The sequence below is a fragment of the Streptomyces sp. BK79 genome, from assembly GCF_044142145.1.
GTDB lineage: Bacteria > Actinomycetota > Actinomycetes > Streptomycetales > Streptomycetaceae > Streptomyces.
In genome coordinates, this window is sequence record NZ_JBHVOC010000015.1 from 1 (window position 1) to 25,770 (window position 25,770).

25 protein-coding genes are annotated in these 25,770 nt (G+C 72.7%); 13 read left to right on the forward strand and 12 right to left on the reverse strand.

Annotation, left to right across the window (positions count from 1 at the left end):
* Nucleotides 1-121: 121 nt before the first annotated feature.
* Both ACFIF2_RS19580 and ACFIF2_RS19585 read right to left on the reverse strand, forming a co-directional pair.
* Nucleotides 122-1,774 (reverse strand): DUF3152 domain-containing protein, encoded by a 1,653-nt coding sequence (locus tag ACFIF2_RS19580; RefSeq protein WP_395574326.1) that lies wholly within the window; start codon nucleotides 1,772-1,774, stop codon nucleotides 122-124.
* A gap of 8 nt (nucleotides 1,775-1,782) precedes the next feature.
* A complete protein-coding gene (locus ACFIF2_RS19585; RefSeq protein WP_395574328.1) occupies nucleotides 1,783-2,805 on the reverse strand; it encodes an alpha/beta fold hydrolase in 1,023 nt (340 codons plus the stop codon).
* A 218-nt stretch (nucleotides 2,806-3,023) separates the two neighbouring features.
* Here ACFIF2_RS19585 and ACFIF2_RS19590 point away from each other — a divergent pair, with 218 nt between their 5' ends.
* From ACFIF2_RS19590 to ACFIF2_RS19605, 4 genes are all read left to right on the forward strand, one after another.
* Nucleotides 3,024-3,245, forward strand: a complete 222-nt coding sequence (locus tag ACFIF2_RS19590) for a hypothetical protein (RefSeq protein ID WP_395574330.1) — start codon at nucleotides 3,024-3,026, stop codon at nucleotides 3,243-3,245.
* A gap of 249 nt (nucleotides 3,246-3,494) precedes the next feature.
* Nucleotides 3,495-4,136 (forward strand): TetR/AcrR family transcriptional regulator, encoded by a 642-nt coding sequence (locus tag ACFIF2_RS19595; RefSeq protein ID WP_395574332.1) that lies wholly within the window; start codon nucleotides 3,495-3,497, stop codon nucleotides 4,134-4,136.
* Between the two features lie 157 nt (nucleotides 4,137-4,293).
* A complete protein-coding gene (locus ACFIF2_RS19600; protein WP_159535660.1) occupies nucleotides 4,294-4,521 on the forward strand; it encodes a DUF3107 domain-containing protein in 228 nt (75 codons plus the stop codon).
* A gap of 213 nt (nucleotides 4,522-4,734) precedes the next feature.
* Nucleotides 4,735-5,004, forward strand: a complete 270-nt coding sequence (locus ACFIF2_RS19605) for a hypothetical protein (RefSeq protein WP_395574334.1) — start codon at nucleotides 4,735-4,737, stop codon at nucleotides 5,002-5,004.
* Between the two features lie 82 nt (nucleotides 5,005-5,086).
* Here ACFIF2_RS19605 and ACFIF2_RS19610 read toward each other — a convergent pair whose 3' ends face one another.
* Nucleotides 5,087-5,860: a ferritin-like fold-containing protein gene (locus ACFIF2_RS19610; protein WP_395574336.1), complete on the reverse strand. Its 774-nt coding sequence runs from the start codon at nucleotides 5,858-5,860 to the stop codon at nucleotides 5,087-5,089.
* A 565-nt stretch (nucleotides 5,861-6,425) separates the two neighbouring features.
* On the opposite strand from ACFIF2_RS19610, the gene ACFIF2_RS19615 reads away from it, so the two are divergent.
* Entirely contained in the window at nucleotides 6,426-9,029 is a 2,604-nt protein-coding gene (locus tag ACFIF2_RS19615; protein WP_395574338.1) for a DEAD/DEAH box helicase, read from the forward strand.
* Nucleotides 9,030-9,191: 162 nt separating this feature from the next.
* Nucleotides 9,192-10,085, forward strand: coding sequence for an alpha/beta fold hydrolase (locus tag ACFIF2_RS19620; protein ID WP_395574340.1), 894 nt, complete (start codon nucleotides 9,192-9,194; stop codon nucleotides 10,083-10,085).
* A 60-nt stretch (nucleotides 10,086-10,145) separates the two neighbouring features.
* On the opposite strand, the gene ACFIF2_RS19625 is transcribed toward ACFIF2_RS19620, so the two are convergent.
* Nucleotides 10,146-11,051 (reverse strand): NYN domain-containing protein, encoded by a 906-nt coding sequence (locus tag ACFIF2_RS19625; protein ID WP_395574645.1) that lies wholly within the window; start codon nucleotides 11,049-11,051, stop codon nucleotides 10,146-10,148.
* A 235-nt stretch (nucleotides 11,052-11,286) separates the two neighbouring features.
* Here ACFIF2_RS19625 and ACFIF2_RS19630 point away from each other — a divergent pair, with 235 nt between their 5' ends.
* Entirely contained in the window at nucleotides 11,287-11,439 is a 153-nt protein-coding gene (locus tag ACFIF2_RS19630; RefSeq protein ID WP_007444413.1) for a hypothetical protein, read from the forward strand.
* 115 nt (nucleotides 11,440-11,554) lie between these two features.
* Here the strand turns inward: ACFIF2_RS19630 and ACFIF2_RS19635 are convergent, their stop codons facing one another.
* The 3 genes from ACFIF2_RS19635 to ACFIF2_RS19645 form a co-directional block, all read right to left on the reverse strand.
* Nucleotides 11,555-12,160 carry a MarC family protein gene (locus ACFIF2_RS19635; RefSeq protein ID WP_395574342.1) on the reverse strand — a complete coding sequence of 202 codons (606 nt, stop codon included), beginning with the start codon at nucleotides 12,158-12,160 and terminating at the stop codon, nucleotides 11,555-11,557.
* A gap of 55 nt (nucleotides 12,161-12,215) precedes the next feature.
* Nucleotides 12,216-13,073: a PHP domain-containing protein gene (locus ACFIF2_RS19640; protein WP_395574344.1), complete on the reverse strand. Its 858-nt coding sequence runs from the start codon at nucleotides 13,071-13,073 to the stop codon at nucleotides 12,216-12,218.
* Between the two features lie 141 nt (nucleotides 13,074-13,214).
* Nucleotides 13,215-13,856 (reverse strand): DUF6758 family protein, encoded by a 642-nt coding sequence (locus ACFIF2_RS19645; RefSeq protein WP_395574346.1) that lies wholly within the window; start codon nucleotides 13,854-13,856, stop codon nucleotides 13,215-13,217.
* A 157-nt stretch (nucleotides 13,857-14,013) separates the two neighbouring features.
* On the opposite strand from ACFIF2_RS19645, the gene ACFIF2_RS19650 reads away from it, so the two are divergent.
* Entirely contained in the window at nucleotides 14,014-15,237 is a 1,224-nt protein-coding gene (locus ACFIF2_RS19650) for an MFS transporter (protein WP_395574646.1), read from the forward strand.
* 30 nt (nucleotides 15,238-15,267) lie between these two features.
* Here the strand turns inward: ACFIF2_RS19650 and ACFIF2_RS19655 are convergent, their stop codons facing one another.
* A complete protein-coding gene (locus tag ACFIF2_RS19655; protein WP_395574348.1) occupies nucleotides 15,268-15,864 on the reverse strand; it encodes a suppressor of fused domain protein in 597 nt (198 codons plus the stop codon).
* Between the two features lie 542 nt (nucleotides 15,865-16,406).
* On the opposite strand from ACFIF2_RS19655, the gene ACFIF2_RS19660 reads away from it, so the two are divergent.
* Together ACFIF2_RS19660 and ACFIF2_RS19665 are read left to right on the forward strand one after the other, a co-directional pair.
* Nucleotides 16,407-17,522: a magnesium and cobalt transport protein CorA gene (locus ACFIF2_RS19660; protein ID WP_395574350.1), complete on the forward strand. Its 1,116-nt coding sequence runs from the start codon at nucleotides 16,407-16,409 to the stop codon at nucleotides 17,520-17,522.
* Between the two features lie 33 nt (nucleotides 17,523-17,555).
* Nucleotides 17,556-18,068 carry a hypothetical protein gene (locus ACFIF2_RS19665; protein ID WP_395574352.1) on the forward strand — a complete coding sequence of 171 codons (513 nt, stop codon included), beginning with the start codon at nucleotides 17,556-17,558 and terminating at the stop codon, nucleotides 18,066-18,068.
* A gap of 6 nt (nucleotides 18,069-18,074) precedes the next feature.
* On the opposite strand, the gene ACFIF2_RS19670 is transcribed toward ACFIF2_RS19665, so the two are convergent.
* Entirely contained in the window at nucleotides 18,075-18,815 is a 741-nt protein-coding gene (locus ACFIF2_RS19670; RefSeq protein WP_395574354.1) for a hypothetical protein, read from the reverse strand.
* Nucleotides 18,816-19,063: 248 nt separating this feature from the next.
* Between ACFIF2_RS19670 and ACFIF2_RS19675 the strand changes: the two genes are divergently transcribed.
* From ACFIF2_RS19675 to ACFIF2_RS19685, 3 genes are read left to right on the forward strand one after another with little or no spacing between them, the layout of a single operon-like run.
* Nucleotides 19,064-20,353, forward strand: coding sequence for a magnesium transporter MgtE N-terminal domain-containing protein (locus tag ACFIF2_RS19675; RefSeq protein WP_395574356.1), 1,290 nt, complete (start codon nucleotides 19,064-19,066; stop codon nucleotides 20,351-20,353).
* Nucleotides 20,343-20,942, forward strand: coding sequence for a DUF1003 domain-containing protein (locus ACFIF2_RS19680; RefSeq protein WP_395574358.1), 600 nt, complete (start codon nucleotides 20,343-20,345; stop codon nucleotides 20,940-20,942). The genes ACFIF2_RS19675 and ACFIF2_RS19680 overlap by 11 nt, the downstream gene beginning before the upstream one ends.
* Before the next feature lie 43 nt (nucleotides 20,943-20,985).
* Complete coding sequence (locus tag ACFIF2_RS19685; protein ID WP_395574360.1) at nucleotides 20,986-22,119, forward strand: Mrp/NBP35 family ATP-binding protein; 1,134 nt, start codon at nucleotides 20,986-20,988, stop codon at nucleotides 22,117-22,119.
* 65 nt (nucleotides 22,120-22,184) lie between these two features.
* Here the strand turns inward: ACFIF2_RS19685 and ACFIF2_RS19690 are convergent, their stop codons facing one another.
* The 3 genes from ACFIF2_RS19690 to ACFIF2_RS19700 all read right to left on the reverse strand — a co-directional run bounded on the left by ACFIF2_RS19690 (nucleotide 22,185) and on the right by ACFIF2_RS19700 (nucleotide 25,733).
* The gene (locus ACFIF2_RS19690; protein WP_395574362.1) at nucleotides 22,185-22,859 is read right to left on the reverse strand and encodes a hypothetical protein; all 675 of its coding nucleotides are present in this window, start codon (nucleotides 22,857-22,859) and stop codon (nucleotides 22,185-22,187) included.
* Between the two features lie 215 nt (nucleotides 22,860-23,074).
* The gene (locus ACFIF2_RS19695; RefSeq protein WP_395574364.1) at nucleotides 23,075-23,521 is read right to left on the reverse strand and encodes a sec-independent translocase; all 447 of its coding nucleotides are present in this window, start codon (nucleotides 23,519-23,521) and stop codon (nucleotides 23,075-23,077) included.
* 148 nt (nucleotides 23,522-23,669) lie between these two features.
* Nucleotides 23,670-25,733, reverse strand: a complete 2,064-nt coding sequence (locus ACFIF2_RS19700) for a trypsin-like peptidase domain-containing protein (RefSeq protein ID WP_395574366.1) — start codon at nucleotides 25,731-25,733, stop codon at nucleotides 23,670-23,672.
* Nucleotides 25,734-25,770 lie beyond the last annotated feature (37 nt).

Below are 25,770 nucleotides of genomic sequence, written 5' to 3' on the forward strand. Positions count from 1 at the left end.
TTTCCAATCGCGCCACCAAAAGGGGTGAACGGTCGTAACTTTCCCGTGCGGGATGCGTTCCGTCGCGCTAAGAGATCACTCGGTCACCATCGGTGACGCATCGGCCACACCTTGTCGGCGGTCAGCTGTTCGGGAACGCCCAGGGGTTGGGACGGCAGTCGATCCCGTCGTGATCGACGAACTTGGTCTGCTGCTGCATGACGGGGGCGAGCTCGCCGTCCTTGTCGCAGGAGACGTGGTTGTAGCCGATGCGGTGGCCGATCTCGTGGTTGATCAGCATCTGCCGGTACGCGTGGATCGCGTCGCCGTACGGCTCGGCGCCCTGCGCCCACCGGTAGGCGTTGATCATCACGCGCTCGGTGGCGGCGGAGTCGCAGGAGACGTTGTCCTGGGTGGTGTCCAGGCCGGACTTGGCACACCACTCGGCCGTGGTGCCCGGACTGGCGAGCGTGATGACGAAGTCGGGCTGCCCGGAGTGGATGCGCTCGAAGGAACGGGCGCCGTTGTGCGCCCAGCTCCGGTCGTCGTTCAGCGTCTTCTGCACGGCTTCGGCGAAGAGCTCCCCGTCCAGGCCGAGCCCCTGCTCCACGTCCACGCGGTAGGTGTACTTCTCTCCCTTGCCCGGCCCCTTGGCGATACCGGGGATCGCGTAGAACGTGCCGGAGCCCTTGAGCGTGGCGCCGAGCGGGTACCTCTTGCCCATCTTCTGCGCGTACGTCAGCGGCGCGGCGGACTCCGACGCGGAGGGTGTCGGCCGCCCGTCCGCCCGTGACGCTGAGTCGTGGATGTCGCGGGCCTGGTCGGTGGCGGACTGCGACCGTACGCCGCCCCCGTCCGCACCGTCGGCGACCTGACCGGCCACGACGACCGCCAGCACGGTGGTGACGGCGGCCGCGGCGATGCCGGTGAACGTTCTGCCCTTGCCGCCGCCGGCCGGTGCCGGGTCGCCCGTGGGCGCCCCGTCGTCGTCGGCGGCTCCGGCCTCGGCGCCGGGCGGGAGGTGTCCGCCACCGTCGGCGTTCCAGTCGGTGCCGGCGGCGTACGGGTCGGCGGGCGCCGCGGAGTCGGGGGTACGGCGCGGGGGGCGGGCCGCGAAGACGTCGTCGTGGCGGGCCGCGAAGACGTCGTCGTTCTCACCGAAGGCGTCCAGGTAGTCCTGCCGCGGTCCTCCCGGAGGCGTCTGCCGCTGCCGCGGGAAGGGCCCGCCGGACCTCGTCGACCGCACCGGGTGGCCGGGGTGGGCCGGCTGGCCGGGGTGTGCGGGGCGGGCGGGGCGCCCCGGGGGCGCGGGAGCAGCGGCGGGCGGTCCCGTCGGCACGCCGTACCCGGCGCCGGTCCGACCGTTCAACTCGCCCCAGCCACCGCCGGGTTCCCGCTGCTCGGGATGTCCGCCACGGACGTGCGGCACACCGCGTGCCGGGGTGCCCTCGGGAAGCCGGGGAACACCACGCGCGGGCGTGCCGTCCGGGATCCTCGGAACACCTTGCGCCGGAGTCCCGTCGGCGAACCGCGGCACACCACGCCCCGGTGTGCCATCGGGCCGGCCCTGGACGGCGCGCGGCGGCACACCGTCCACCGGCGCCGGCCGGAACTCCGGGCCGGGCGGCATCCCGCTCGCCGGTGGGACCCGCTCACTCGCCGACGGTGCCTGCCCGCCCGCGGACGAGCCGGCGCTCCGGCGGCGTCCCAGCAGGCCGGCACGCTCCTCCCGCGCCGGGGCGGTCTCCGCGGCGTCGGCCTTGGGTGCGGGTCCGCGGCGGCTGTGGCGTCCCACGTCGCGCCTCAGCCTCCTGTGGTCTGGTTGGCGGGCTCGTCCTCGACGACCCCGTCGGTCCTCTCGCCGACCGGCGACTTGCCGGTGTCCGCGAGGAGTTCGCGAAACGCCGTGGCCACGGTCTCCGGGTATTCCATCATCGCCACGTGCCCCGCGTCCGGCAGGGTCAGCAGCCGGGAGTCACGGAAGGCGCGGGCGGCGCGCTGGGCCATGCGGTAGCCGACGAGTTGGTCGCGTCCACCGTAGACCAGGAGCGTGGGTGCGAGAACCCGTTCGGCCTGCCGCCACAGCGCGTGCTGGCCGCCGAGCGTGTACGCGTTGACGATTCCGCGGGCGGAACGCGCCATCGCGTCCCAGAAGTACGGCAGCTGCAGCCGCCGCTCCATCTCCTCCACGGCGTTGCGGAAGCCCTCCTCGCTCACCCTCCCCGGGTCGCCGTAGCAGAGCGCCATCACACCGCGCACCCGCTGCTCCGCGGTCCACTGCCGAGTGAGCCGGGTGAACAGCGCGGCCACCCCCGGCAGGGCCAGCAGTCCCGTCGGCACGGCGCTGCGCTGCACGCGGATCTCCGGCAGGGCGGGCGACACGAGCGTCAGCGTCCGCACCAGGTCGGGGCGCGCCGCGGCCACGCGGGTGGTGACTGCGCCGCCGAGCGAGTTGCCGAAGAGATGTACGGGACCGCGCCCGGAGGCGTCGAGGTAACGGATGACCGCGCGCGCCTGACCCGTGATCGAGTAGTCGCCGTCGTCCGGGGGCGGGGAGTCGCCGAAGCCCGGCAGGTCGACGGCCTCGTTGTCGACGACGCCGTCCAGGAGCGGCATCAGTGCCGACCAGTTCTGCGAGGAACCGCCGAGGCCGTGGACGTAGAGCGCGGGCGGGAGCCCTTCGCGGGCGGGCGGGCGCGAGCGCACCGTCAGCGTGATGCCGGGCAGATGCACCGACCTGAGACGCTCACCGTCCGCGATCTTGACGGCCGCGACCTTGGGCAGCACGTTGGCGGGCGGCACGGACTGCGGCTCGGTCGAGGGCATGCGGCAATATTACGAGACGATCACACCGTCGTTCATGTGTTCGCCGTCACAAGCGGGGGTGCGTCGACGTGACGGCCGGGTACCGGTACCTCGCGGCGCACACACCGGGCGCGGGCGACGCATGGCGTCCGGAACGGGTGTCTCCTACGCTCGTGGAGTGGGCACCCGCGTGTGGCCCCTGCATCTTTACAGGGACGTTCGTAGGAAGGGAGCCCAGCATGACCGTCGATCCGACCGACCCCGAGACCTTCGACGCCGATGCGCGGGAAGCGGAGGAGTTCGACGTCGAGGCGCCGGACGCCGACGCGGCCGAGCAGCAGGCGGACCTCGCGCCGGAGCGCGACGATCCGCTGACCGACGTCGAGCCGGACCGCGCCAACGAGGCCGACCTGGCGGAACAGGCCCGGGTCGTCACTCACGACGAGGACGACTACCGGTGACGTGACGGAAGCGGTCGGCCACCGGAAGAGGGCGATCGCCGGAACACGGCACCGCGCGGTGACCGAGAGGCCCGCCGAGCAGGAGGGAGGCCGATTTCTGCCCGTCCTGGACACTTTTGAAACCTGTTGTGCGGCTTTCGCCGCCGTCCGGTCCGTGAAATTCTGCGCTCGCACCGCACACACCACGGTTACCGAAAAGTACGATGGCGACGCGGCGCACACCGCACGAGGACGACTATGGGAGGCGGCGTGACAGCCATCGAGCAGACAGAGGCGGTACGCCCACGGGGCACACGCCTTCCCCGCCGAGCCCGACGCAACCAGCTGCTGGGCGCCGCACAGGAAGTGTTCGTCGCCCAGGGGTACCACGCGGCGGCGATGGACGACATCGCCGAGCGCGCCGGCGTCAGCAAGCCGGTGCTGTACCAGCACTTCCCGGGCAAGCTCGACCTCTACCTCGCCCTGCTGGACCAGCACTGCGAGGCGCTGATCCAGTCCGTACGGAGCGCGCTCGCGTCGACGACCGACAACAAGCAGCGCGTCCGGGCGACCATGGACGCCTACTTCGCGTACGTGGAGGACGACGGCGGCGCCTTCCGCCTGGTGTTCGAGTCGGACCTGACCAACGAGCCCGCCGTGCGCGAGCGCGTCGACAAGGTCACGAACGAGTGCGCCGAGGCGATCTGCGACGTCATCGCCGAGGACACCGGCCTCTCGCGCGCCGAGTCGATGCTGCTGGCCTCCGGTCTGGGCGGCCTCGCCCAGGTGGTGGCCCGCTCCTGGCTGCACAGCGACCGCAGCGTGCCGCGCGACCAGGCGGTCCAGCTGCTGACCTCGCTGGCCTGGCGGGGCATCGCCGGCTTCCCGCTGCACGGCAGCGAGCAGCACTGACCGGCGCGGCGCGGGCCACGCCCGGCGGACGTGTTCCCGTCGGCTGTTCGCTCCTGGCGTTCTCCGGCGCACCGTGTACGTCCCCTCACCGGGCTAATGTGTGCGGGGTACGGCGCGGAAGATCGCGCACATCACTGACCGTCGGAGGGACATAGCCGTGGAGGTCAAGATCGGCGTGCAGCACGCGCCCCGCGAGATCGTTCTGGAGAGCGGTCAGAGTGCCGAGGAGGTCGAGCGGGTGGTGGCCGAGGCACTGGCCGGCAAGTCGCAGCTGCTGAGCCTCGTGGACGAACACGGCCGCAAGGTCCTGGTACCGGCCGACCGTCTCGCCTACGTCGAGATCGGCGAGCCCGCCCCGCGCAAGGTGGGCTTCGGCGCGCTGTAGCCGGCGGCCGCTGGACGACGGACGCGCATCGGGAGGGGCCCGGCGGTGACTCACCGCCGGGCCCCTCCCGCGTCCGGAACACGGTTCACGGACGGAGCACGGTTCACGGGCGGAGCACAGTTCACCCACAGGGGGAGGGTTGCATTCCGCAGGTCAGGGGTAAGACGGGTATGACCGTTTCGGGCAGGCCGGCCGCGTGGGAGGGACCCCGACATGCTCTTGGAAGCGCTCAGCGCCGCGATCCTCGGCCTCGCCCTGGCATGGGCCGCCGCCCACCGTCTGCCGCATCGTCTGCCGGCCCGCGTCCTGGTCCTGCCGACGGGGATCGCCGGAGCCCTCTTCGGGGCGTTCGTCACGCACACCGCGCTGGGCGCCGGGGGCCTCGTGGCCGTACTGCTGGGCTCGGCGGCGCTCTCCGCCGCCTCGCTGTCGCTGCTCCTGCGCCCCGCCGGAAGACTGCACCGCCGCTCGGCGACCGCCTGACGGACGCCCGACGGCAGACCGGGGCGGCCCGCACCGCACCGGTCCGACGCGCCGGGCCGGGCGCCGCGGGCCTCGACCCCGGTCAGGCAGCCAGGCCCAGAGCGGCCATCCGCTTGGTGTGCGCCTCGGTGATCCGGGAGAACATCCGGCCGACCTCGGCGAGGTCGAAACCGTCCGCGACACCGCCCACCAGCATCGTCGACAGCGCGTCCCGGTCCGCGACCACCCGCTGGGACTGCGACAGGGCCTCCCCCATCAGCCGCCGCGCCCACAGCGCGAGCCGCCCGCCCACGCGCGGGTCCGCGTCGATCGCCGCGCGCACCTTCTCCACGGCGAAGCCGGCGTGCCCGGTGTCGTCGAGCACCGCCAGCACCAGCTCACGGGTGTCGGAGTCGAGGCGGGCCGCGACCTCCCGGTAGAAGTCACTGGCGATGGAGTCGCCGACGTAGGCCTTGACGAGGCCCTCCAGCCAGTCGGAGGGAGCCGTCTGCTTGTGGAAGCCGTCGTAGGCGGCCACGAACGGCTCCATCGCCGCCGTCGGCTCCTCGCCGATCTCGGCGAGCCGGTCGCGCAGCCGCTCGAAGTGGTGGAACTCCGCCGAGGCCATCTTCGCCAGCTCCGCCTTGTCCGCCAGCGTGGGCGCCAGCTTGGCGTCCTCCGCGAGCCGCTCGAACGCCGCCAGCTCGCCGTACGCGAGCGCGCCGAGCAGGTCCACGAGCGCGGCACGGTACTGCGGGTCGGCGGCGGCCGTCGCCCAGTCCTGGGCGGCGACTCCGGTGGCGCCGGTGGCACCGGCGGTTTCGGCGGTTTCGGCGGGGGCGTCTGCGGCGTTTCCAGGCTTGTCAGAGCTCGTCATGCAGCGCACAATAGCCCGCCGACTCCCGACCGGAAGGCCCCCGGTCGCCCTCGAACCGTCCCCGATCCGTCCCCCATCCGTCCCCGATCCGTCCCCGATGCGTCCGTGGTCGTCCCAGGTCAGTCAGTGTGACGACGACTACGTGACCAAATCGGCCATCGCGTGTGCGCGAATCCGGGGTATGGTGGTAATGCGCCTGCCGAGTATGTGACGTACGGGTACGTGACATCGTCGTCGGGCCGCACGCATGAGGATGCCCGGTCGGTGGCCCGATCGGCTCCGACCCGACAGCCCTCCTGCCGTACGCGACAGTGCGTACGGGATCCGGAGGGGGACCCTCAGTGGTACGAGCGCTGGAGCGTCGACAGAGGTCCCGTGTCCTACGGCTCCCGCAAGGCGGCCGACGTCCCCGACACGGTCCGGCACGACCCGCGCGCTCGCCTCGCACCACGTACACAGAAGAGGCAGCACCCTGACTACGACGTTCCGATCCCTCGGGATCCTCCCCGAGACCGCCGAAGCCCTCGAAGCCGTCGGCATCATCACTCCCTTCCCCATCCAGGAGATGACGCTCCCCGTAGCCCTGTCGGGCAAGGACGTCATCGGCCAGGCCAAGACCGGCACGGGCAAGACGCTGGGCTTCGGCCTCCCGCTCCTCGAGCGTGTGACCGTCCCCGCCGACGTCGAGGCCGGCCGCGCCGCTCCCGAGGCCCTGACCGACGCCCCGCAGGCCCTCGTCGTCGTCCCGACGCGCGAGCTGTGCCAGCAGGTCACCAACGACCTCCTGACCGCGGGCAAGGTGCGCAACGTGCGCGTCCTCGCGATCTACGGCGGCCGGGCGTACGAGCCGCAGGTGGAGGCCCTCAAGAAGGGCGTCGACGTGATCGTCGGCACCCCGGGCCGTCTGCTGGACCTCGCGGGCCAGAAGAAGCTGAGCCTGAAGCACATCAAGAGCCTGGTCCTCGACGAGGCCGACGAGATGCTCGACCTGGGCTTCCTGCCCGACGTCGAGAAGATCATCAACATGCTGCCGGCCAGGCGCCAGACGATGCTGTTCTCGGCCACCATGCCGGGCGCGGTCATCGGACTGGCCCGCCGCTACATGTCGCAGCCCACGCACATCTCCGCCACCTCGCCGGACGACGCGGGCGCGACGGTCGCGAACACCAAGCAGTTCGTCTACCGCGCGCACAACATGGACAAGCCCGAGATGGTGGCGCGCATACTGCAGGCCGACGGCCGGGGACTGGCCATGGTCTTCTGCCGCACCAAGCGCACGGCCGCCGACCTGGCCGACCAGCTCAAGCAGCGCGGTTTCGCCTCCGGCGCGGTCCACGGCGACCTGGGCCAGGGCGCCCGCGAGCAGGCCCTGCGCGCCTTCCGCAACGGCAAGGTGGACGTGCTCGTCTGCACCGACGTGGCCGCCCGCGGCATCGACGTCGAGGGCGTGACGCACGTCGTCAACTACCAGTCGCCGGAAGAGGAGAAGACGTACCTGCACCGCATCGGCCGCACCGGCCGCGCGGGCGCCAAGGGTACGGCGATCACGCTGGTCGACTGGGACGACATCCCGCGCTGGCAGCTGATCAACAAGGCGCTGGACCTGGGCTTCAACGACCCGCCGGAGACGTACTCCACCTCCCCGCACTTCTACACCGACCTCGGCATCCCCGAGGGCACCAAGGGCGTCCTGCCGCGTTCGGAGCGCACGCGCGCCGGGCTCGACGCGGAGGAAGTGGAGGACCTGGGCGAGACGGGCGGCCGAGGCGGCCGTGACCGGGGTGGCCGTGACCGCGGCGGTCGTGGTGACCGGGGCGGTCGTGGGGGCAGGGACGAGTCCCGTTCCGCCGACCGCGAGGATGCGTCCCGTACGACGCCGCGTCGCCGCCGCCGGATGCGCGGTGGGGCGCCCGTGGACGCGGAGCTCTCCTCGACCGCCGCGCCCGAGGCCGTGGCCCAAGGTGCGGACAGCGCCGCCGACGCCGGCCCGGACACCGCACAGGGTCCCCGCACGCTGCGCCGCCGACGCCGTACGCGTGGTGGCGAGTCGGCGCGCGGGCCGGTGACGGCCACCACGACCGACGCACCCGTCGTGACGCCGGCCGTCGACAGCACGCCCCTCGCCGCGCCGGACGCCGTCGAGGCGGTCGAGGCCGTCGAGTCGGAGGCCCCGGCCAAGCCGCGCCGCCGCCGCACCCGCAAGCCGGCCGAGGCCGCCGCCCCGCTGGAGACGCAGGTGGAGACCGCCCCGGTGGTCGAGCCCGCGATCACCGAGCCGGCGGTCGTCGGGACTCCGGCGGCCGAGGCTCCCGCGGAGACCAAGCCGCGCCGCCGCACCCGGAAGGCCACCGCCACCGCCGCCGACCCCACGGCCACGGCCACGGCCACCGCCGCGGAGACGGCGGTCGACACGGCCGAGGGGACGACCGAACCGGCGGAGGCGAAGCCGCGCCGTACCCGCAAGACGGCTGCCACCAAGACGGCCGCCGCCAAGGCGGACACCGCCGTCGACACCGCCGAGGCCACGGAGACCAAGCCCCGCCGCCGCACCCGCAAGGCCACCGAGCCCACCGAGAGCGCCGCCGAGGCCACCGCCGGCATCCCGGCCCAGTCGGTGCAGGAGCCGGAAGCGGCGGAGGCGAAGCCGCGCCGTACCCGCAAGACGGCCGCCGCCAAGACGGCCGCCACCAAGACGGCCGCCGCCAAGGCGGACACCGCCGTCGACACCGCCGAGGCCGCCGAGGCCAAGCCCCGCCGCCGCACCCGCAAGACGGCCGAGCCCACCGAGGCCACCGACACCGCGGTCCAGGCACCGGAGACCACCGAGGCCAAGCCCCGGCGCACCCGCAAGACGGCAGCCACCAAGACGGCAGCCACCAAGGCGGACACCGCCGTCGACACCGCCGAGGGCACCGAGGCCAAGCCCCGCCGCCGCACTCGCAAGGCCACCGAGCCCACCGAGGGCGCCGCCGAGGCGACCGCCGGCATCCCGGCCCAGGCCGACTCGCAGGAGTCCGAGGCCGCACCGCGCCGCCGGACGCGTAAGGCCGTGGCTGCCGTGGACGCGCCCGCCGAGGGCGCCGACACCGCGGAGGCGAAGCCGAAGGCCCGCCGCACCCGCAAGGCGGCCACGGCCGCCGCGCAGCCCGCGGATTCCGGAGAGAGCTGATCCACCCGGGCCGTCCGGCCCGCCCGACCGTCGGCCCGGTCCCGCTGCCCATGCGGGGCCGGGCCGACGGCGTTCCCGCACCCGCTCGGGCTCGCGCGGTCCCGTCCCCCGGTGAGCCCCGCTCCCGCCGCCGGCCCCCGCCCCGCCCGATACCCTCGGCCCGTGAGCAGGAACGCCGCCTTCATCCCGCCCTCCGATGCCCGCGCGTACCGGCTGGACACCGCGCGCGGTGAGTTCGCCGTCGTCGACTCGCCCGTGCCCGACGGAGTCGAGGCGAAGGGGACCGTCCTGATGCTGCCCGGGTTCACGGGGAGCAAGGAGGACTTCACGCTGCTGCACGAGCCGCTGGGGGCCCGCGGGTACCGCACGGTCGCCGTGGACGGGCGGGGGCAGTACGAGTCGGACGGTCCGGAGCACGACGAGGCCGCCTACGCGCGCGCGGAGCTGGCCCGGGACGTGCACGCCCAGGTCGCCGCCCTCGGGACCCGGGTGCATCTCGTCGGGCACTCCCTCGGCGGTCAGATCGCCCGTGCCGCCGTGCTGCTCGACCACGGCCCGTTCGTCACCCTCACCCTGATGTCCTCCGGTCCTGCGCGGATCTCCGAGTCCCAGCAGCAGCGCGTGAAACTCCTGCGGGACGCGCTCGACACCATGACGATGGCCGAGGTCTGGAACGTGATCCAGGCGATGGGACCGCCCGAGGAGGTCGGCGCCCCGGCTCCCGCTCACGGCCCCGAGGACTCGGAACGGCTGCGGGACCGCTGGCTGGGCACCAGGCCCGCGCAACTCCTCGCGACGGGACGGCAGTTGTGCACGGAGCCGGACCGCGTCGCCGAGCTGGCCGCCGTACCGCTGCCCTGCCACGTGCTGTCGGGGGCCTACGACGACACCTGGCCCGTACCGCTCCTGGACGAGATGGCCGTCCGGCTGGACGCACGCCGGACCGTGATCGCCGGTGCCGAGCACTCCCCCAACACGGACCAGCCCCTGCCGACCGCCCGCGCTCTCGCCGACTTCTGGGACGACGCCCGGCACCGCTCCCCGCACGGCGCCTAGTACCGCGTGCCCAATACTGGGTATCCAACTGCCCCCTGGTACGGCGCCCTGGTACTGCGCCTAGTACTGCGCCTGCAAGTGCTCCCAGAAGCCGTCCCGCAGCGCCCGGCGCAGGTCGGCCTGGCCGCGCAGCGAGTACTGGAGCAGCCCCTCGGCCTCCACCAGGAGGTCCTGGTCCACGGAGCCGGGGAGGTAGGGGTGGCCGGGGAGGAGTTCCACCAGCGACTCGCGGCCCCGGGCCGCCAGCCACTTCGCCGCGATCTGCGCGCCGACGAAGCGGACGTCCTCGCGGGCGGGCCGGCCCGCGCCCGTCGGATCGAAGGTGTGGGCGGTGCGCCGGGAGACGTACGGCTTGAAGAACTCCAGGTCGAAGGTGCGCTGACTGTCGACCTCCCACAGCAGCGGGTCGGCCTGGTTGCGGCCCTCGGGCGCCTCGATGCCCCACAGGTGGACCCGGGCGCCGTACCCCTGGGCGGCCTCGACCGCCGAGACCAGGTCCTCGTCACCGCCGAGCAGGGCCGCGTCGCTGATGGCACGGTGCCGAGCAAGGGACTCCAGGTCGGAGCGGATGAGGGAGTCCACGCCCTTCTGCTGGTTGTTGGCGTTGAGGTTGCCGAGGCGGACCTTGACGTCCGGCAGTTCGGCGATGGTCTGCTGCTCGGCGGTGTGGATGCGGCGCCGGGCACCGTCGTACCAGTAGACCCGCAGCAGGCGGCTGTCCGCGAAGATGGTGCGCGCCGTGTCGATGAACGCGTCGATCAGGCCCTCGGCGTCCAGGTCGAAGGCCCTGCGGTCCTCGGTCCCGGCCACCAGGCGGCCCGCCGCCGCGTAGAGGTACCCGGCGTCGACGAAGATCGCGTGGGTCGAGGGCGTCTTCGCCACCTCGGCGAGCATGCGCTGAAGCAGCTCGTTGGTGCGGTCGATGCGGGCGTTCAGGGACGCGAGGTCGTCGTTCATCGTCTCCATTGTCCCGGCGGTCACGCTGCGAACACAACTGGTCCCGGTCAGTCTCACATCCGCGCGATGCGGCTCCGAAGCGGACGGCTTACCGGTCAGTAATTAGCCGTTCGAAAAATTTCTTTAGCGTAGGGAATGTTTGTAACACGCAGGCCGTTGACTATGAGGACTCCCCGGGCACCGACGACCCAGGAGTCCCACCAGTAGTTCTCCTCAGGAGGATGACCAGATCAAGGGAGAGGCCATGCGCTTTGAAGTCATGCGACTCGACGACGTCGACGGAACCCCCGTGGACACGACCGTCGTGGACGCCGCCTCTGTGAACCGCATCGTTCAGCAGGCCGCCGCCATCGGGCAGCGTCTGTGGATCCGCCCCGCCGACACCTCGGCCTTGTAGCGCGGACCTCCGCACACATTCGGGCCCCCGCACGGAACACCGTGCGGGGGCCCCGCGCATACCGTCGGCCGCCTGATGCCGCATGCCGCCGCATGCCGCCGGCTGCCGCATACCGCTAGGCGCCCTGGATCACCTGGGTCACGCCGTTGATGATCTGCTGCACGGCGATCGCGGAGAGCATCATGCCGGCGAGGCGGGTCACCAGGACCACGCCGCCGTCCTTGATGACCCGGATGATCAGCAGCGAGTACCGCATCACCAGCCACAGCACCACGTGGATCGCGAGGATCGCCGCCCACACCGACACCTGGGTGCTCACGCTGTCGGCCTTCTGCACCGCCAGGATGACCGACACGATCGCGCCGGGCCCGGCGAGCAGCGGCATGCCCAGGGGCACGAGGGCGACGTTGACGTCCTTGGTCTGCTTCGGCTCGTCCGTCTTGCCGGTGAGCAGGTCGAGCGCGATCAGCAGGAGCAGCAGCCCGCCCGCGATCATCAGCGCGGGGACGGACACGTGCAGGTAGTCGAGGATCTGGTGTCCCAGCAGACCGAACACGGTGATCACGCCACCGGCGACACAGACGGCCTGGAAGGCCATCCGCTTCTGCGCCTTGGCGGGCCGGCCGGAGGTCAGCGCGAGGAAGATCGGGGTGATCCCGGGGGGATCCATGATGACGAACAGGGTCAGGAAGAGGGAGCCGAAGACGGCGACGTCGAACATGGGTGAGCTACTGGCCTTGCGGAGGAGCGGAAAAGTGGACGCGCGGAGGTGAGGCTCAGGCCCCGCCGGCCCCCGGCACGGGGAACGCCCCGAACGCCCGCCGCGTGATCTCCCCGTACACCTCGGGGTCGGTCGTGTACTCGCCGAGCACACAGGTCTTCCGGTGGCCGTGGTAGTCACTGGAGCCGGTCACCAGGAGCCCCAGCTCCTTCGCCATGCCCCGCAGCCGTGCCCGGGTGTCCGCGTCGTGGTCCATGTGGTCGACCTCGATGCCGTCGAGCCCGGCGGCGGCCAGCTCGGCGATCGTGGTCTCCGGCACCGTACGGCCCCGCTTGGCGGCGGCCGGGTGCGCGAACACGGCGACCCCGCCGGCGCCCTTGACCAGCCGGAGCGCCTCGAACGGGTCGGTCTCGTGCTTCGCCACGAAGGCCCGTCCCCCGTCGGCCAGCCACTCCTCGGTGAAGGCGTCGCTCACGGTCGGCACGACGCCGAGCTCCACCAGCGCGGAGGCCACGTGCGGCCGCCCGACCGAGCCGTCGCCGGCGATGCGCTCGACCTGCTCCCAGGTGACGGGCACGCCCAGCGCGTTGAGCCGGGCGACCATGCCCTTGGCCCGCGGCACCCGGTCGTCCCGGACCAGCTCGCGCTCGGCGAGCAGGGCGGGCTCCTCGGGGTCGAAGAGGTAGGCCAGCATGTGCATGCTGACGCCGCCGACGCGGCAGGAGAGTTCGGCGCCGGTGACCAGCGTGAGCCCCTCGGGCAGCGCGGCGACGGCCTCGGCGTGCCCGCGGGTGGTGTCGTGGTCGGTCAGCGCGACGACGTCCAGCCCGGCCGCGGCGGCCTTGCGCACCAGCTGGGCCGGAGTGTCCGTGCCGTCGGACGCGGTGGAGTGGGTGTGCAGATCGATGCGCACGACGCTGACTCCAAGCGGTGACGGGACGGAGGGGGACGCTCAAGGATAACCGGAACTCCACCCGCCACTGTCACACCCGCAACGGCCCTGCGCCCCCTACGTCCACCCCGGGACCCACCCCTGCCCCCTCGGGGCACTCCCCTACGGCTGGAGCAGGCGCGGGGACAGCGCCCCGCACGGCACCAGGTCCACCTCGGCGCCCGCGTCCCGCAGGTCGGTCAGGACCAGCTCCTCGTACATCAGCAGCCCGGACCGCTCGGGCCACACCACGGCCCACAGCCACATCCCGAGGGCCTCTCCGGCGAAGACGGCCCGGTCGACGGGGGCGCCGGAGACGTGCCAGAGGGGGGTGGGGCGGCCGGCGGCGAGCACCTTCGCCTGGGCCGGCTTCTCGACGTCCATGTACGGCCCCGGATCGGGGGCGTCGAGGCCCGCGTACCGGGCGCCGAGGCCGACGCCGAGTTCCTCGGCGATCAGGATCAGCTCACCCATGCCGCCCAGGGGGCCGGGGCCGGAGCAGGCCACCGCGGTCGCGCGTCCGCCGCTGCGGTCGTCGCCCGCGCAGGCGACACCCGTGAACAGCCAGCCGACCGGCAGCGGCCACGGCATCCACACCGGGACCTGCGTGCGGTGCACCACGACGCCGAGCGCCTCGACGCTGGGCGGTAGCACGGGCTGCAGCGGATGCACGGCCCCGTGCAGGTCGCACTGCCAGGAATCGGCGAAGAGACCGGGAGCCCTGACCCGGCCACCACACTTCGGGCAACTGGGTTCGCCCCTCATAGAGCCCCACGGTCCTACCCTCACTCCGCCACGTCAAGGACGATCACCCATCCGGGCGGAGCGGCCGGTCGCCCGAAACTAGATGTATGTTGCATTAATTAGCGGCGCTAACTTACTATGTGCATACATCAACCATCCCGTCGTGATCGGAGCAAGCATGGACCCCTTCGACGCGGGTGCGGGCGGCATCCTGCGACAGCCCAAGGCGGTGTGGGCGACCGCGGGCGCGTCCGTCGTGGCCTTCATGGGCATCGGGCTCGTCGACCCGATCCTGCCGTCCATCGCCGAGGGCCTGGACGCGAGCGCCGGCCAGGTCTCCCTCCTGTTCACCTCGTACTTCCTCGTCACCGCGCTCGCGATGCTGGTCACCGGGTTCGTCTCCAGCCGCATCGGCGGCCGCGGGACCCTGCTGCTCGGCCTCGCCTTCGTCGTGGTCTTCGCGGGCCTGGCGGGCACCTCCGACACGGTCGGCCAGCTCGTCGGCTACCGGGCCGGCTGGGGCCTCGGCAACGCGCTGTTCGTCTCGACGGCCCTCGCGGTCATCGTCGGCGCGGCGGCCGGCGGCAGCGCGGCGGCCATCCTGCTGTACGAGTCCGCCCTCGGCCTCGGCATGGCCTGCGGCCCGCTGCTGGGCGCGCTGCTGGGCGACGCGAGCTGGCGCTACCCGTTCTTCGGCACGGCCTTCCTGATGGCCGTCGGCTTCCTGTGCATCACGGTGTTCCTGAAGGAGCAGCCGAAGCCGGCCCGCAAGACCTCGCTGCTGGACCCGCTCAAGGCGCTGGGCCACGGCGGCCTGGCCTCCGCCGCGATCTCGGCGTTCTTCTACAACTACACGTTCTTCACCGTGCTGGCCTTCACGCCGTTCGTGCTGGACATGACCCCGTACAGGTCCGGCGCGGTGTTCTTCGCCTGGGGCGTCCTGCTCGCCGTCTTCTCGGTGCTGGTGGCGCCGCGCGCGCAGCGGCGCTTCGGCTCGCTGACGGTGCTGGGCGGCTCGCTGGTGCTGCTGGCGGCCGACGTCCTGGTCCTCGGCTACGGCGACCACACGACCGCGATCGTCTGCACGGTCCTGTCGGGCGCCTTCATCGGCGTGAACAACACCGTCTACACCGAGCTGGCCCTCGGCGTGTCCGACGCGCCGCGCCCGGTGGCGAGCGCCGGCTACAACTTCGTGCGCTGGTTCGCGGCGGCCGCGGCGCCGTACTTCGCGCCGAAGATCGAGGAGTGGACCGACATCCACGTCCCGTTCGTCGTGGCGGCGGTCACCGCCGTGCTGGGCGCGCTCGTGGTCGTAGTACGACGCCGGGCGCTGACGCGCGACGCGCGGGAGGCGGAACCGCGGCACGCCGCCGAGGACGGGGTCACCGTCTTCGCCAACTGAGCCGCCGCGCACGGGGTTTGGTGAGTTCCGTCACTCCAGCGGGACGGACCTGCGGGACGGATCGCGCAGGTCCGTCCCCTGGGTCAGCCAGCGCTCTTGGAGGGCCTGCGCGCCGTGCACGCGCTTCCAGGCGGCCTCGTTCGGCGTCATCGGCAGCAGCGGCAGGAACCGCACGGGGTCCAGCGGGGCGTCCAGCTCCAGGTCCTCGACCAGGCCGCCCGGCTCGGCGACCAGGACCGAGGTGAACGGCGCCCCGGGCCACAGCGCCTCACCGACGTCGAGGGAGGCCCCGGGCGCCACGACCACGCCCTCGACCTGCGGGGACGCGGCCAGCACGGCCAGCGGACGGAGCACCTTGTCGGTGTCGGCGAGACCGGCCCGCACGGAGAGGACCAGTTCGGCCCGGGGCCCCTTCACCGGGTCGGCGAGCACCGCCGTGGGGTCGGCCATGGGCTGCGTGGACATGCCGAGCGTGGCGTAGCGGACGATGTCGCCGTCCTGGCCGCCACCCGGAAAGCGCAGTACCTCGATACGGTCGGTGCCCAGGAAGGTGACCGCCGCGCGCGCGTCCGGTTCGCCCAGCGCACTGAGCAACCGGGCCTCGACCAGGGGAAGAACATCAGCCATGCGGCGAGCATAGAACTCGTCGTGAAGAGGCAAAGCGTCGCCTTGACACGTCGGGCGACTGGTACTCTGGGCCAGCGGTTCGGGGCAGCACGCAGAAGCGGCTCGATCAAGACCCCGCCGCCTGAAGACTCCCCTACGGGGAACCCCTCCAAACAGAGGGAATCGATCGTCCCTCACGAGGGACCGGCCGGAGGAGGTGGGGCTGGCATGGACCGAAGTCGACCGTGCAGTACCACCCGCTCTTCCGGCCGCTGACGCGACTGCTCCGGCTACCCGCCCCCGCCGTCACCCGTCACCCGCGCGCCTTCACACGGAAGAGCACTTCGTCTCGTTTTGCCTGATCCGGCCCGTGGTGCCCGCCGATCCCGTCGGTGCACCGGTCCGATCAGCGGCTGTACCAGCAGCAGCGAAGTCGGCCACCGCGACGGTGCGGTGCTCCCCGCTTTGTGGACGCGCCGAAACACGCGTGATCAGGACGTCCTCATTCCGGGTTGTTCCACCCGACGCCGGCCCGTTCGCTGCCCGTCGCGAAGGAGCCTGCCATGTCGATGATCCGTGACCTGCGCGCCGCGGTCCGCCCGTCCCGCGTCTCCCTGCGCAAGGACAGCGGCGCCTACGACACCACCCGCGACCCGGCCACCGCCTCCGCGGTCGTCGACTGCGCCGTCTACCGCGACGGCGCGCGCGTCGAGACCGCGGAGCCGCTGAGCCCGCACCAGGCGATGCGTCAGGTGCGCCGCGACGGCGGGTTCGTGTGGATCGGCCTGCACGAGCCCACCGAGGACGAGTTCGCCGGTATCGCCCGGGAGTTCGGCCTGCACCCGCTGGCCGTGGAGGATGCCGTCCAGGCCCACCAGCGGCCCAAGCTGGAGCGCTACGACGACTCCCTGTTCACGGTCTTCAAGACCATCCACTACGTCGACCACGACGAGCTGACCGCCAACAGCGAGGTCGTGGAGACCGGTGAGGTCATGTGCTTCACCGGCCGGGACTTCTTCATCACCGTCCGGCACGGCGGGCAGGGCTCCCTTCGCGCGCTGCGGCACCGGCTCCAGGAGGACCCGGAGCTGCTGCTCAAGGGTCCCTCGGCGGTGCTGCACGCCATCGCCGACCACGTCGTCGACGGCTACATCGCGGTCGCCGACGCGGTGCAGGACGACATCGACGAGGTCGAGACGGAGGTGTTCTCGCCGGGCCGCAAGGGCACCCCGCGCGGCACCGACGCCGGCCGGATCTACCAACTCAAGCGCGAGGTGCTGGAGTTCAAGCGGGCGGTGTCCCCGCTGCTGCGCCCCATGCAGCTGCTCAGCGAGCGGCCGATGCGGCTGGTCGACCCGGAGATCCAGAAGTACTTCCGGGACGTCGCCGACCACGTCGCGCGCGTCCAGGAGCAGGTCGTCGGCTTCGACGAGCTGCTGAACTCCATCCTCCAGGCCAACCTCGCCCAGGCGTCCGTCGCGCAGAACGAGGACATGCGCAAGATCACCTCGTGGGCCGCGATCATCGCCGTACCGACGATGGTGTGCGGGGTGTACGGGATGAACTTCGACTACATGCCGGAGACGCACTGGAAGTTCGGCTACCCGCTGGTCCTGTCCATCACGGTCGGCATCTGCCTGGGCATCCACCGCACGCTCAAGCGCAACGGCTGGCTCTGAAGCCGGCCGCGGGCTCCTGGATAGGCTGACCGCATGACAAGCGAGCTGCTCGGCCAGGCCCTCGTCGAGGAGGCCACGAAGAAGTCCGGTCTCATCTGGGTCCGGGGGCCGGGCGTGCCCGCCCGCCCCCTGTGGCACGTCTGGCACGAGGGCGCGGCCTGCGTCGTCGGCGACGGACCCGGCGAGCAGCCGCTGCCCGGGCTGGCCGACACCGCCGCGGCCGAGGTGACGGTGCGCAGCAAGGACAAGGGCGGCCGGCTGGTCTCCTGGACGGCGCGGGTCGTGGAGCTGCCGCCCGGCTCCGAGGCCTGGCAGGCGGCGGTCGCCGACCTCAAGGGCAAGCGCCTGAACGCCCCGGACGGCGAGGCGATGACCGACCGCTGGGCCCGCGAATGCCGGGTGCTGCGCCTGGAGCCGACGGGGGCGACGGCACCGCTGCCCGACGGTTCGCTGGCCGAGGCGCCGCTCGCGAGCCCGGCGACGACCCGCGAGCCGGTCCCGGCGGGCCTGCCGCGCCTGCTGCTGAAGCGCCGGAAGAGGCGGTAGCGCGCCCTAGGACGTCGGCAGCTGCTTGCCGTAGTCGAGGGTGTCGTCCTTCGCCGGCTCCTCGAGTGCGAAGTCCCTGTTCCAGTCCGAGAAGCTGAGCGTGCCCGCGCTGCCCGCCCGCACCAGGCGCAGCGGGTACGGGGTGCCCTCCAGGGAGACGTCCAGCGAGCCGCCGGAGCCCTCGTCGCCGGTGATCCGGACGGTGCGCACGCCCGCCTGCTCGTGGCGGCCGTCCGTCGCCACCTCGCCGTGCAGGGTGACCAGGCCGCCGAGGAGGACGTCCTTGTCCGTGAAACCGCTGAACTTCTTGTACACCGGGTCGCTCTGCGGCACCTTCACGTACTTGCCGGCCAGCTTCTCGGCGGCCTTGGCGTCGCCGCCGTCCTGGCTCCAGAAACCGGCGTCGGCCTTGAGGAAGAGCTGCTCACCGACGCGCAGCAGCCCGAACGTCGTGCCCTCGGCGGCGACCGACCCGGTCCCTCCGTCGGGCTTCAGCCGCATGTCGAGGGTGTACGTGTTCCCGCCGGCGGCCACGGTCCCGTGCAGGCGTACCGCACCGGCGGACTCGGCGGCCGTACGGGCCTTGGCCTGGATCTTGTCGGCGGAGAGCTTCCCGACGCCGTTGGTGCCCGCGTCCGGGTCCTCCTCGGCGCTGCATCCCGTGAGCCCCGCTCCGGTCACCGCCAGGGCGCACACGGCGCCCACCAGTGCGGCCCTGCGGATTCGGCGCCGGGGAGTCACAGACACGGGTGGGGCTGCCTTTCTGACGGGGGCGGGCAGGAGCCGGCAGGGCGCTGGTCGGGTCCGAGCGGCGTACCGCAGCGTACCGGGGCCGTGCGCGGCCGGCGGAGCCAGTCCGTCCGGACCGGCCGCCAGGGCGGCGCCGTTCGGGACGGGCTAGCCTGAAGCCCGTCCGAGCGGGCAATTCGGGAAAGAGACACCGTACGAACCAGCCTTCACACTCTGAGGCACGCTTACGAAAAGGAGCCGCGGCCATGGCAGCGGGCGCCCCCCGGATCTTCGTCTCCCATCTCTCCGGCATCGCCGTGTTCGACCCGGCCGGCGACCAGGTGGGGCGTGTGCGCGATCTGGTCGTCATGCTCCGCGTCGGCCGCAAGCCCCCACGGGTGCTGGGCCTGGTCGTCGAACTGCCCACCCGGCGCCGCATCTTCCTGCCCATGACCCGGGTCACCGGCATCGAGTCCGGGCAGGTCATCACCACCGGCGTGCTCAACGTGCGGCGCTTCGAGCAGCGGCCCACCGAGCGTCTCGTCTTCGGCGAGCTGCTGGACCGGCGGGTCACGCTCGCCGGGACCGGCGAGGAGGTCACCGTCCTCGACCTGGCCGTGCAGCAGCTCCCGGCCCGCCGGGACTGGGAGATCGACAAGGTCTTCGTCCGCAAGGGGAAGAAGGGCGGCGCCTTCCGGCGCAACAAGGGCGAGACCCTGACCGTCGAGTGGTCCGCCGTCACCGGCTTCTCCGTGGAGGAGCAGGGACAGGGCGCCGAGAACCTCCTGGCCACCTTCGAGCAGCTGCACCCCGCCGACCTCGCCAACGTCCTGCACCACCTGTCCGCCAAGCGCCGCGCCGAGGTCGCCGCCGCCCTCGACGACGACCGCCTGGCCGACGTGCTGGAGGAGCTGCCGGAGGACGACCAGATCGAGATCCTCGGCAAGCTCAAGGAGGAGCGCGCCGCGGACGTCCTGGAGGCGATGGACCCCGACGACGCCGCCGACCTGCTCGGGGAGCTGCCCGAGGCGGACAAGGAGCGGCTGCTGAGCCTCATGGAGCCCGAGGACGCGGCCGACATGCGGCGCCTGATGGCGTACGAGGAACACACGGCCGGCGGTCTGATGACGACCGAGCCGATCGTGCTGCGGCCCGACGCGACCGTCGCCGACGCCCTGGCCCGCATCCGCAACCCCGACCTGTCCCCGGCGCACGCGGCCCAGGTCTACGTCTGCCGGCCGCCCGAGGAGACGCCGACCGGCAAGTACCTGGGCACGGTCCACTTCCAGCGCCTGCTGCGCGACCCCCCGTACACGCTGGTCGGCTCGATCCTCGACGACGACCTGCAACCCCTGGACCCGGACGCCGCGCTGCCGGTGGTCGCCGGGTTCTTCGCCGCGTACGACATGGTGGCGGCGCCCGTCGTCGACGATTCCGGGTCGCTGCTGGGCGCGGTCACCGTGGACGACGTACTGGACCACATGCTGCCCGACGACTGGCGGGAGACCGAGTACCACCTGGACGAGGCCGAGGAGGTGAGCGCCGATGGCGCCTGAGCGCGAGACGGCGACCCGTGAGCGCGCGGTGTCGGGGGCCACGGCCGCCTCCCGTTCCCGGACCCGCCTGGACCAGCCCCGGCCGCCGCGCCGCCGGCTGCTGCCCGAGTGGGACCCGGAGTCCTTCGGCCGGCTCTCCGAGCGCGTGGCGCGGTTCCTGGGCACCGGGCGGTTCATCGTCTGGATGACCGTCGTCATCATCTGCTGGGTGGTGTGGAACGTGTCCGCGCCCAGCGGCCTGCGTTTCGACGAGTACCCGTTCATCTTCCTGACCCTGATGCTGTCGCTCCAGGCCTCCTACGCGGCCCCGCTGATCCTGCTCGCGCAGAACCGGCAGGACGACCGGGACCGGGTCAACCTGGAGCAGGACCGCAAGCAGAACGAGCGGTCGATCGCCGACACCGAGTACCTGACTCGGGAGATCGCCGCCCTGCGCATCGGGCTGGGCGAGGTCGCGACGCGGGACTGGATCCGCTCCGAGCTGCAGGACGTCCTCAAGGACCTGGAGGAGCGGCAGAACGGCCATCACCCCGACCGCGGGGCATTCCCGGCGGACCGGTCCGCGGGACGTGACGTACACGACCGCTGACGGGGCTTTCCGCGCCCCCGGTGCGGCGCCGTACCATCGACCCATGGCTACGGAAGACGCGGTGCGCGAAGCACTGGCGACGGTGAACGACCCCGAGATCAACCGGCCCATCACCGAGCTGGGGATGGTCAAGTCGGTGGAGATCGGCGCGGACGGAGCGGTCGCGGTCGCCGTGTACCTGACGGTCTCCGGCTGCCCCATGCGGGACACCATCACGCAGCGCGTGACGGACGCGGTGTCGCGGGTCGAGGGCGTCACCCGCGTCGACGTCGAGCTGGACGTGATGAGCGACGAGCAGCGCAAGGAGCTGGCCACCGCGCTGCGCGGCGGCCAGACCGAGCGCGAGGTGCCCTTCGCCAAGCCGGGCAGCCTGACCAGGGTGTACGCGGTCGCGTCCGGCAAGGGCGGCGTCGGCAAGTCCTCGGTGACGGTGAACCTGGCGGCGGCGATGGCGGCGGACGGGCTGAAGGTCGGTGTCGTCGACGCCGACATCTACGGCCACTCGGTGCCGCGCATGCTCGGCGCCGACGGGCGGCCCACCCAGGTCGAGAACATGATCATGCCGCCTTCGGCCAACGGCGTGAAGGTCATCTCCATCGGCATGTTCACCCCGGGCAACGCGCCGGTCGTCTGGCGCGGCCCGATGCTGCACCGCGCGCTCCAGCAGTTCCTTGCGGACGTGTACTGGGGCGACCTGGACGTCCTGCTGCTGGACCTGCCGCCCGGCACCGGCGACATCGCGATCTCGGTCGCCCAGCTCGTGCCGAACGCCGAGATCCTGGTCGTGACGACCCCTCAGCAGGCCGCCGCCGAGGTGGCGGAGCGGGCGGGCGCCATCGCCGTGCAGACCCACCAGAAGATCGTCGGCGTGGTCGAGAACATGGCGGGGCTGCCCTGTCCGCACTGCGGCGAGATGGTCGACGTGTTCGGCACGGGCGGTGGCCAGGCGGTCGCCGACGGCCTGACCCGCACGACCGGCGCCTCGGTCCCGGTCCTCGGCTCCATCCCGATCGACGTCCGGCTGCGCGAGGGCGGCGACGAGGGCAGGCCCGTCGTCCTGTCCGACCCGGACTCCCCGGCGGGCACGGCGCTGCGGTCCATCGCGGGGAAGCTGGGCGGGCGTCAGCGCGGCCTTTCGGGGCTGGCGCTGGGGATCACGCCGAAGAACAAGTTCTGAGGCTCCGTACGACGTAGGGGCGCCGTCCGCCGGACGGCGCCCCTACGTCGTACGCGGTCACCCGGTCAGGCGTCGTACGCGGTGATGTCCTTCACCACGGAGAAGGCCAGCCCGTACGCGCTCATGCCCCGGCCGTACGCACCCAGGTGGACGCCCTGTTCGGTGGAACCGGCGAGCACCCAGCCGAACTCGGACTCCCGGTAGTGGAAGGGCGTCGGGACGCCGTCCACGGGGAGGGACAGGACCGTCCAGTCCTCTCCGTCGAGATCGTCCGCGAGGACCCACGCGGTCTCCGTCTGCTGCTCCAGCCAGTCGTCCCGCAGCGCGTGGTCCATCTGCCCCGGCCAGGTGAAGGACAGCAGGCCCACACCGGCCAGCCAGGCCGCCGAGGACACCGAGGTGGCCTCCAGCAGGCCGGTGCCGTCGGCACTGCGCCGGTCGGGGCTGGCCGCGACGGTCACGACGACCGCGAACTTCTCCTTCGCGTCCTGGTCGTCGCCCGACACGTGCTCGTTGCGCACCGACGGTTCGTCACCGTGCCCGAGGGAGCCGTGCTCCACGGCCCCGTCGGCCGCCGTACCGACCTGCATCAGCCAGCGCCGCCCCGTGAAGGCCTCGTCGAGGCCGTACCACGGGAAGGGCGCACGCAGGTAGCCGTCGACCGTACGCCGGACGGAGGGGACGTGTGGTCCCTCCTCCGCGGCCGGCGTCTGCGCGACTGCCCGACTCGTCGTCTCCATGTGCCCGGACGCCTCCTCGCTCTCGTCGGAACGGAACGGCCCGCCCCCCTTCGGGCGCACTCGTCCGGTCCGCACAACAACTCGGGCAGCATAGCCACACCACTGGCGGCAGCCGGGAAACCGCCCGGCGCGTGGGTCGCGCGGGCGTCGTCTTCAGGGCCCGTACGCCCCGTCCGGAGTGTGAGACGCGTCACTCGGGGGGCGAGTCGGTGGGATCAGGTGGCGTCCGCGTCGAAGGGCGGACGGTCGTCCGGGGCGGGGGCCTCGGGCTTCTTCGACATGTCGATACGGCCGCCGGTGGAGCCGGACGAGGACGACGTGCCGGACGACGACTCGGACTCGCGGCCGTGGACCGCGTCGGTGACCTCGGCCATCTCCTTCTTCAGGTCGAAGCCGTTGCGGATCTCCTTGAGTCCCAGGTCGTCGTTGTCCAGCTGCTTGCGGAGGAACGTCTTGGGATTGAGGTCCTCGAACTCGAAGTCCTTGAACTCCGGGCCCAGCTCCTGCCGGATGTCCTGCTTGGCGCTGTCCGAGAACTCCCGGATCTTCCGGATGGTGCGCGTCACATCCTGGATGACCTTGGGGAGCTTGTCCGGTCCGAAGACGAGCACGGCGAGGACGACGAGCGTCACCAGCTCTAGTGCGCCTATGTCATTGAACACCTGAAGCTCCTTGGGATGTCCGGGCCGCCCCCACGGTACCCGGCGATCCCGTCCGACCGGTACCGTCCCGTGACCCCCGAATGCGTGTATGCGGACGCTTTCCGAATTGTTTGCCTTCCTGGTGCCTTGGGCGGACCCGGGCGGCCGTTCAGCCCCCGTCGGAGGAGCCGAGGACCAGTGAGACCTTCGTCTCCTCGCCGTCGCGTTCGAGCGTCAGTTCCAGGCGGTCGCCGGGGCGGTGGGCGCGGGTCCTGACGATGAGTTCCTCGCCGGAGTGCACCCGTTTGCCGTCCACGGCGGTGATCACGTCCCCCGGCCTGATGCCGGCCTCGGCGCCGGGGCCGCCGGTGGTGACGGCCGGTCCCCCGTCGCTGCCCTTGGCGCCCACGCGGGCGCCGTCGCCGGTGTAGTTCATGTCGAGGGTGATGCCGATGACCGGGTGGGTGGCCCGGCCGGTGTTGATCAGCTCCTCGGCGACGCGCTTGCCCTGGTTGACGGGGATGGCGAAGCCGAGCCCTATCGAGCCGGCCTGGCCGCCGTCCGACTCGGTGCCGCCGCTGTCGGCCGACCGGATGGCGGAGTTGATGCCGATGGCCCGGCCCCGGGAGTCCAGCAGGGGGCCGCCGGAGTTGCCGGGGTTGATGGGCGCGTCGGTCTGCAGGGCGTCGACGTACGAGATGTCGCTGCCGTCGCCCTCCTCGCCGCCGGCCGTGATGGGCCGCTCCTTGGCGCTGATGATGCCGGAGGTGACCGTGCCCGCCAGGTCGAAGGGGGCGCCGATGGCGACGACGGGGTCGCCGACCCGGACGTTGTCGGAGTTGCCGAGCGGCATGGGGGTGAGTCCGCCGACGCCTTTCACCTTCACCACGGCGAGGTCGTAGCCGCTGTCGCGGCCGACGACCGTGGCCTCGGCGGTGTCGCCGCTGTGGAACGTCACGGTGATCTCGCCGCCGGATCCGGCGGGCTGCACGACGTGGTTGTTGGTCAGGATGTGGCCGCGGTCGTCGAGGACGAAGCCGGTGCCGGTGCCCGCCGCGTCGCCGCCGCTCGCGTGCAGGGTGACCACGCTGGGCAGGGCCCGCGCCGCGATGCCCGCCACGCTGTCCGGCGCCCGCTCGACCGCCTCCTGACCGGCCTGGGGCAGCTCGACCGTCCCCACGCCGCCGTTGCGCTCCAGGTAGACGCCGACGGCGCCGCCGATACCGCCGGAGACCAGGGCGACGACCAGCGCGCCCACGACGATCAGCTTCCTGGCACGCCGCCGCGGCTCCCGTGCCGCCGGGACCGTGCCGGCCGCCGGGACGGCCCAGGGGTCGTAGCGCCGCCAGGGGTCGGCGCCCCGGCCGTCCCCGTCCGCCGCCGCGGCCGCGGGCCCGGGGTGCGCCGGCGGTGGCTCCTGGGCGCCGGGGACCGGAGGCGGCGCGTCCGCGAACGCCGGGTCGGGCATCGCGCCCGCCGGCGGGGCCGACGGCGCGACCGGGGCGGCCGGCGCGGGGAGCGGCCCCGTCCCCGCCGTCGCCGTCGCCGTGCCGTGCGCCGGTGTGGCCGCCGGATGCTGCACCGGAGGAGCGGGGGCCCAGGGGCCGGGCTCGCCGTAGGGCGGGGTGCTGTACGGATCCGGCTCGTGCAGTGGCTTGGGACGCTCGGCCACCGGCACGGCGGCCCCGGCGTCACCGCCCTCGGCGGCGCGGGGGCCGGTGCCCGCGTGCGGGGGTGCGTCCGCGCCGGCGCTCACGGGTGGGCCCGCGTCCGCGGCCTCCGTCCCGCCCGGGGTCGGGTCGGCGGGGGCGCCGGTGGGGGTGCTTGTGGGCGGGCCGCCACCCGGGCCGCCGCCCGTCCGGAGGTCCGCGCCCTCGTCGGCCCCGGCCGTGCGAGGACCGGCGCCCGGGTGCGGGGCTGCGTCGGAGGGCGGGGTGGGGCGGGGGACCGCGGGCGGGTGGCCCGCGGCGGGGTCGCGTGGGTCGGGGGCCGTGCGCGGCCGTGGGGTCGCGTCCCCGCGCCCGTCCGGCCCGGCGGCCGGGCGGTCCAGCTCGTAGTCCCCCTCGTCGGTCGCGTGGGGTGCTGCCGGGCGTTCTAGCTCGTAGTCGCCGCCGTCGGTGCCGGTGGCGGGGGCCGTGCGCGGGCGCTCCAGTTCGAAGTCGCCGTCGGTCGCGTCGCCGGACGAGCGGGGACGGCTCCACCACTTCGCCTTCGTGGGCTTCCCCTCGGTCATGTTCTCCCCCACAGCTGGCCGCAGATGGTCGGCGCCA

Coding starts and splice junctions, on each gene's coding strand:
- ACFIF2_RS19625 (WP_395574645.1), bottom strand. CDS start 11,051: ATGGAGACGATGAACGACGACCTCGCGTCCCTGAACGCCCGCATCGAC.
- ACFIF2_RS19610 (WP_395574336.1), bottom strand. CDS start 5,860: ATGACGAGCTCTGACAAGCCTGGAAACGCCGCAGACGCCCCCGCCGAA.
- ACFIF2_RS19675 (WP_395574356.1), top strand. CDS start 19,064: ATGGCAGCGGGCGCCCCCCGGATCTTCGTCTCCCATCTCTCCGGCATC.
- ACFIF2_RS19605 (WP_395574334.1), top strand. CDS start 4,735: ATGCTCTTGGAAGCGCTCAGCGCCGCGATCCTCGGCCTCGCCCTGGCA.
- ACFIF2_RS19665 (WP_395574352.1), top strand. CDS start 17,556: ATGACAAGCGAGCTGCTCGGCCAGGCCCTCGTCGAGGAGGCCACGAAG.
- ACFIF2_RS19590 (WP_395574330.1), top strand. CDS start 3,024: ATGACCGTCGATCCGACCGACCCCGAGACCTTCGACGCCGATGCGCGG.
- ACFIF2_RS19615 (WP_395574338.1), top strand. CDS start 6,426: ATGACGCTCCCCGTAGCCCTGTCGGGCAAGGACGTCATCGGCCAGGCC.
- ACFIF2_RS19700 (WP_395574366.1), bottom strand. CDS start 25,733: ATGACCGAGGGGAAGCCCACGAAGGCGAAGTGGTGGAGCCGTCCCCGC.
- ACFIF2_RS19635 (WP_395574342.1), bottom strand. CDS start 12,160: ATGTTCGACGTCGCCGTCTTCGGCTCCCTCTTCCTGACCCTGTTCGTC.
- ACFIF2_RS19685 (WP_395574360.1), top strand. CDS start 20,986: ATGGCTACGGAAGACGCGGTGCGCGAAGCACTGGCGACGGTGAACGAC.
- ACFIF2_RS19650 (WP_395574646.1), top strand. CDS start 14,014: ATGGACCCCTTCGACGCGGGTGCGGGCGGCATCCTGCGACAGCCCAAG.
- ACFIF2_RS19585 (WP_395574328.1), bottom strand. CDS start 2,805: ATGCCCTCGACCGAGCCGCAGTCCGTGCCGCCCGCCAACGTGCTGCCC.
- ACFIF2_RS19630 (WP_007444413.1), top strand. CDS start 11,287: ATGCGCTTTGAAGTCATGCGACTCGACGACGTCGACGGAACCCCCGTG.
- ACFIF2_RS19680 (WP_395574358.1), top strand. CDS start 20,343: ATGGCGCCTGAGCGCGAGACGGCGACCCGTGAGCGCGCGGTGTCGGGG.
- ACFIF2_RS19660 (WP_395574350.1), top strand. CDS start 16,407: ATGTCGATGATCCGTGACCTGCGCGCCGCGGTCCGCCCGTCCCGCGTC.
- ACFIF2_RS19655 (WP_395574348.1), bottom strand. CDS start 15,864: ATGGCTGATGTTCTTCCCCTGGTCGAGGCCCGGTTGCTCAGTGCGCTG.
- ACFIF2_RS19690 (WP_395574362.1), bottom strand. CDS start 22,859: ATGGAGACGACGAGTCGGGCAGTCGCGCAGACGCCGGCCGCGGAGGAG.
- ACFIF2_RS19645 (WP_395574346.1), bottom strand. CDS start 13,856: ATGAGGGGCGAACCCAGTTGCCCGAAGTGTGGTGGCCGGGTCAGGGCT.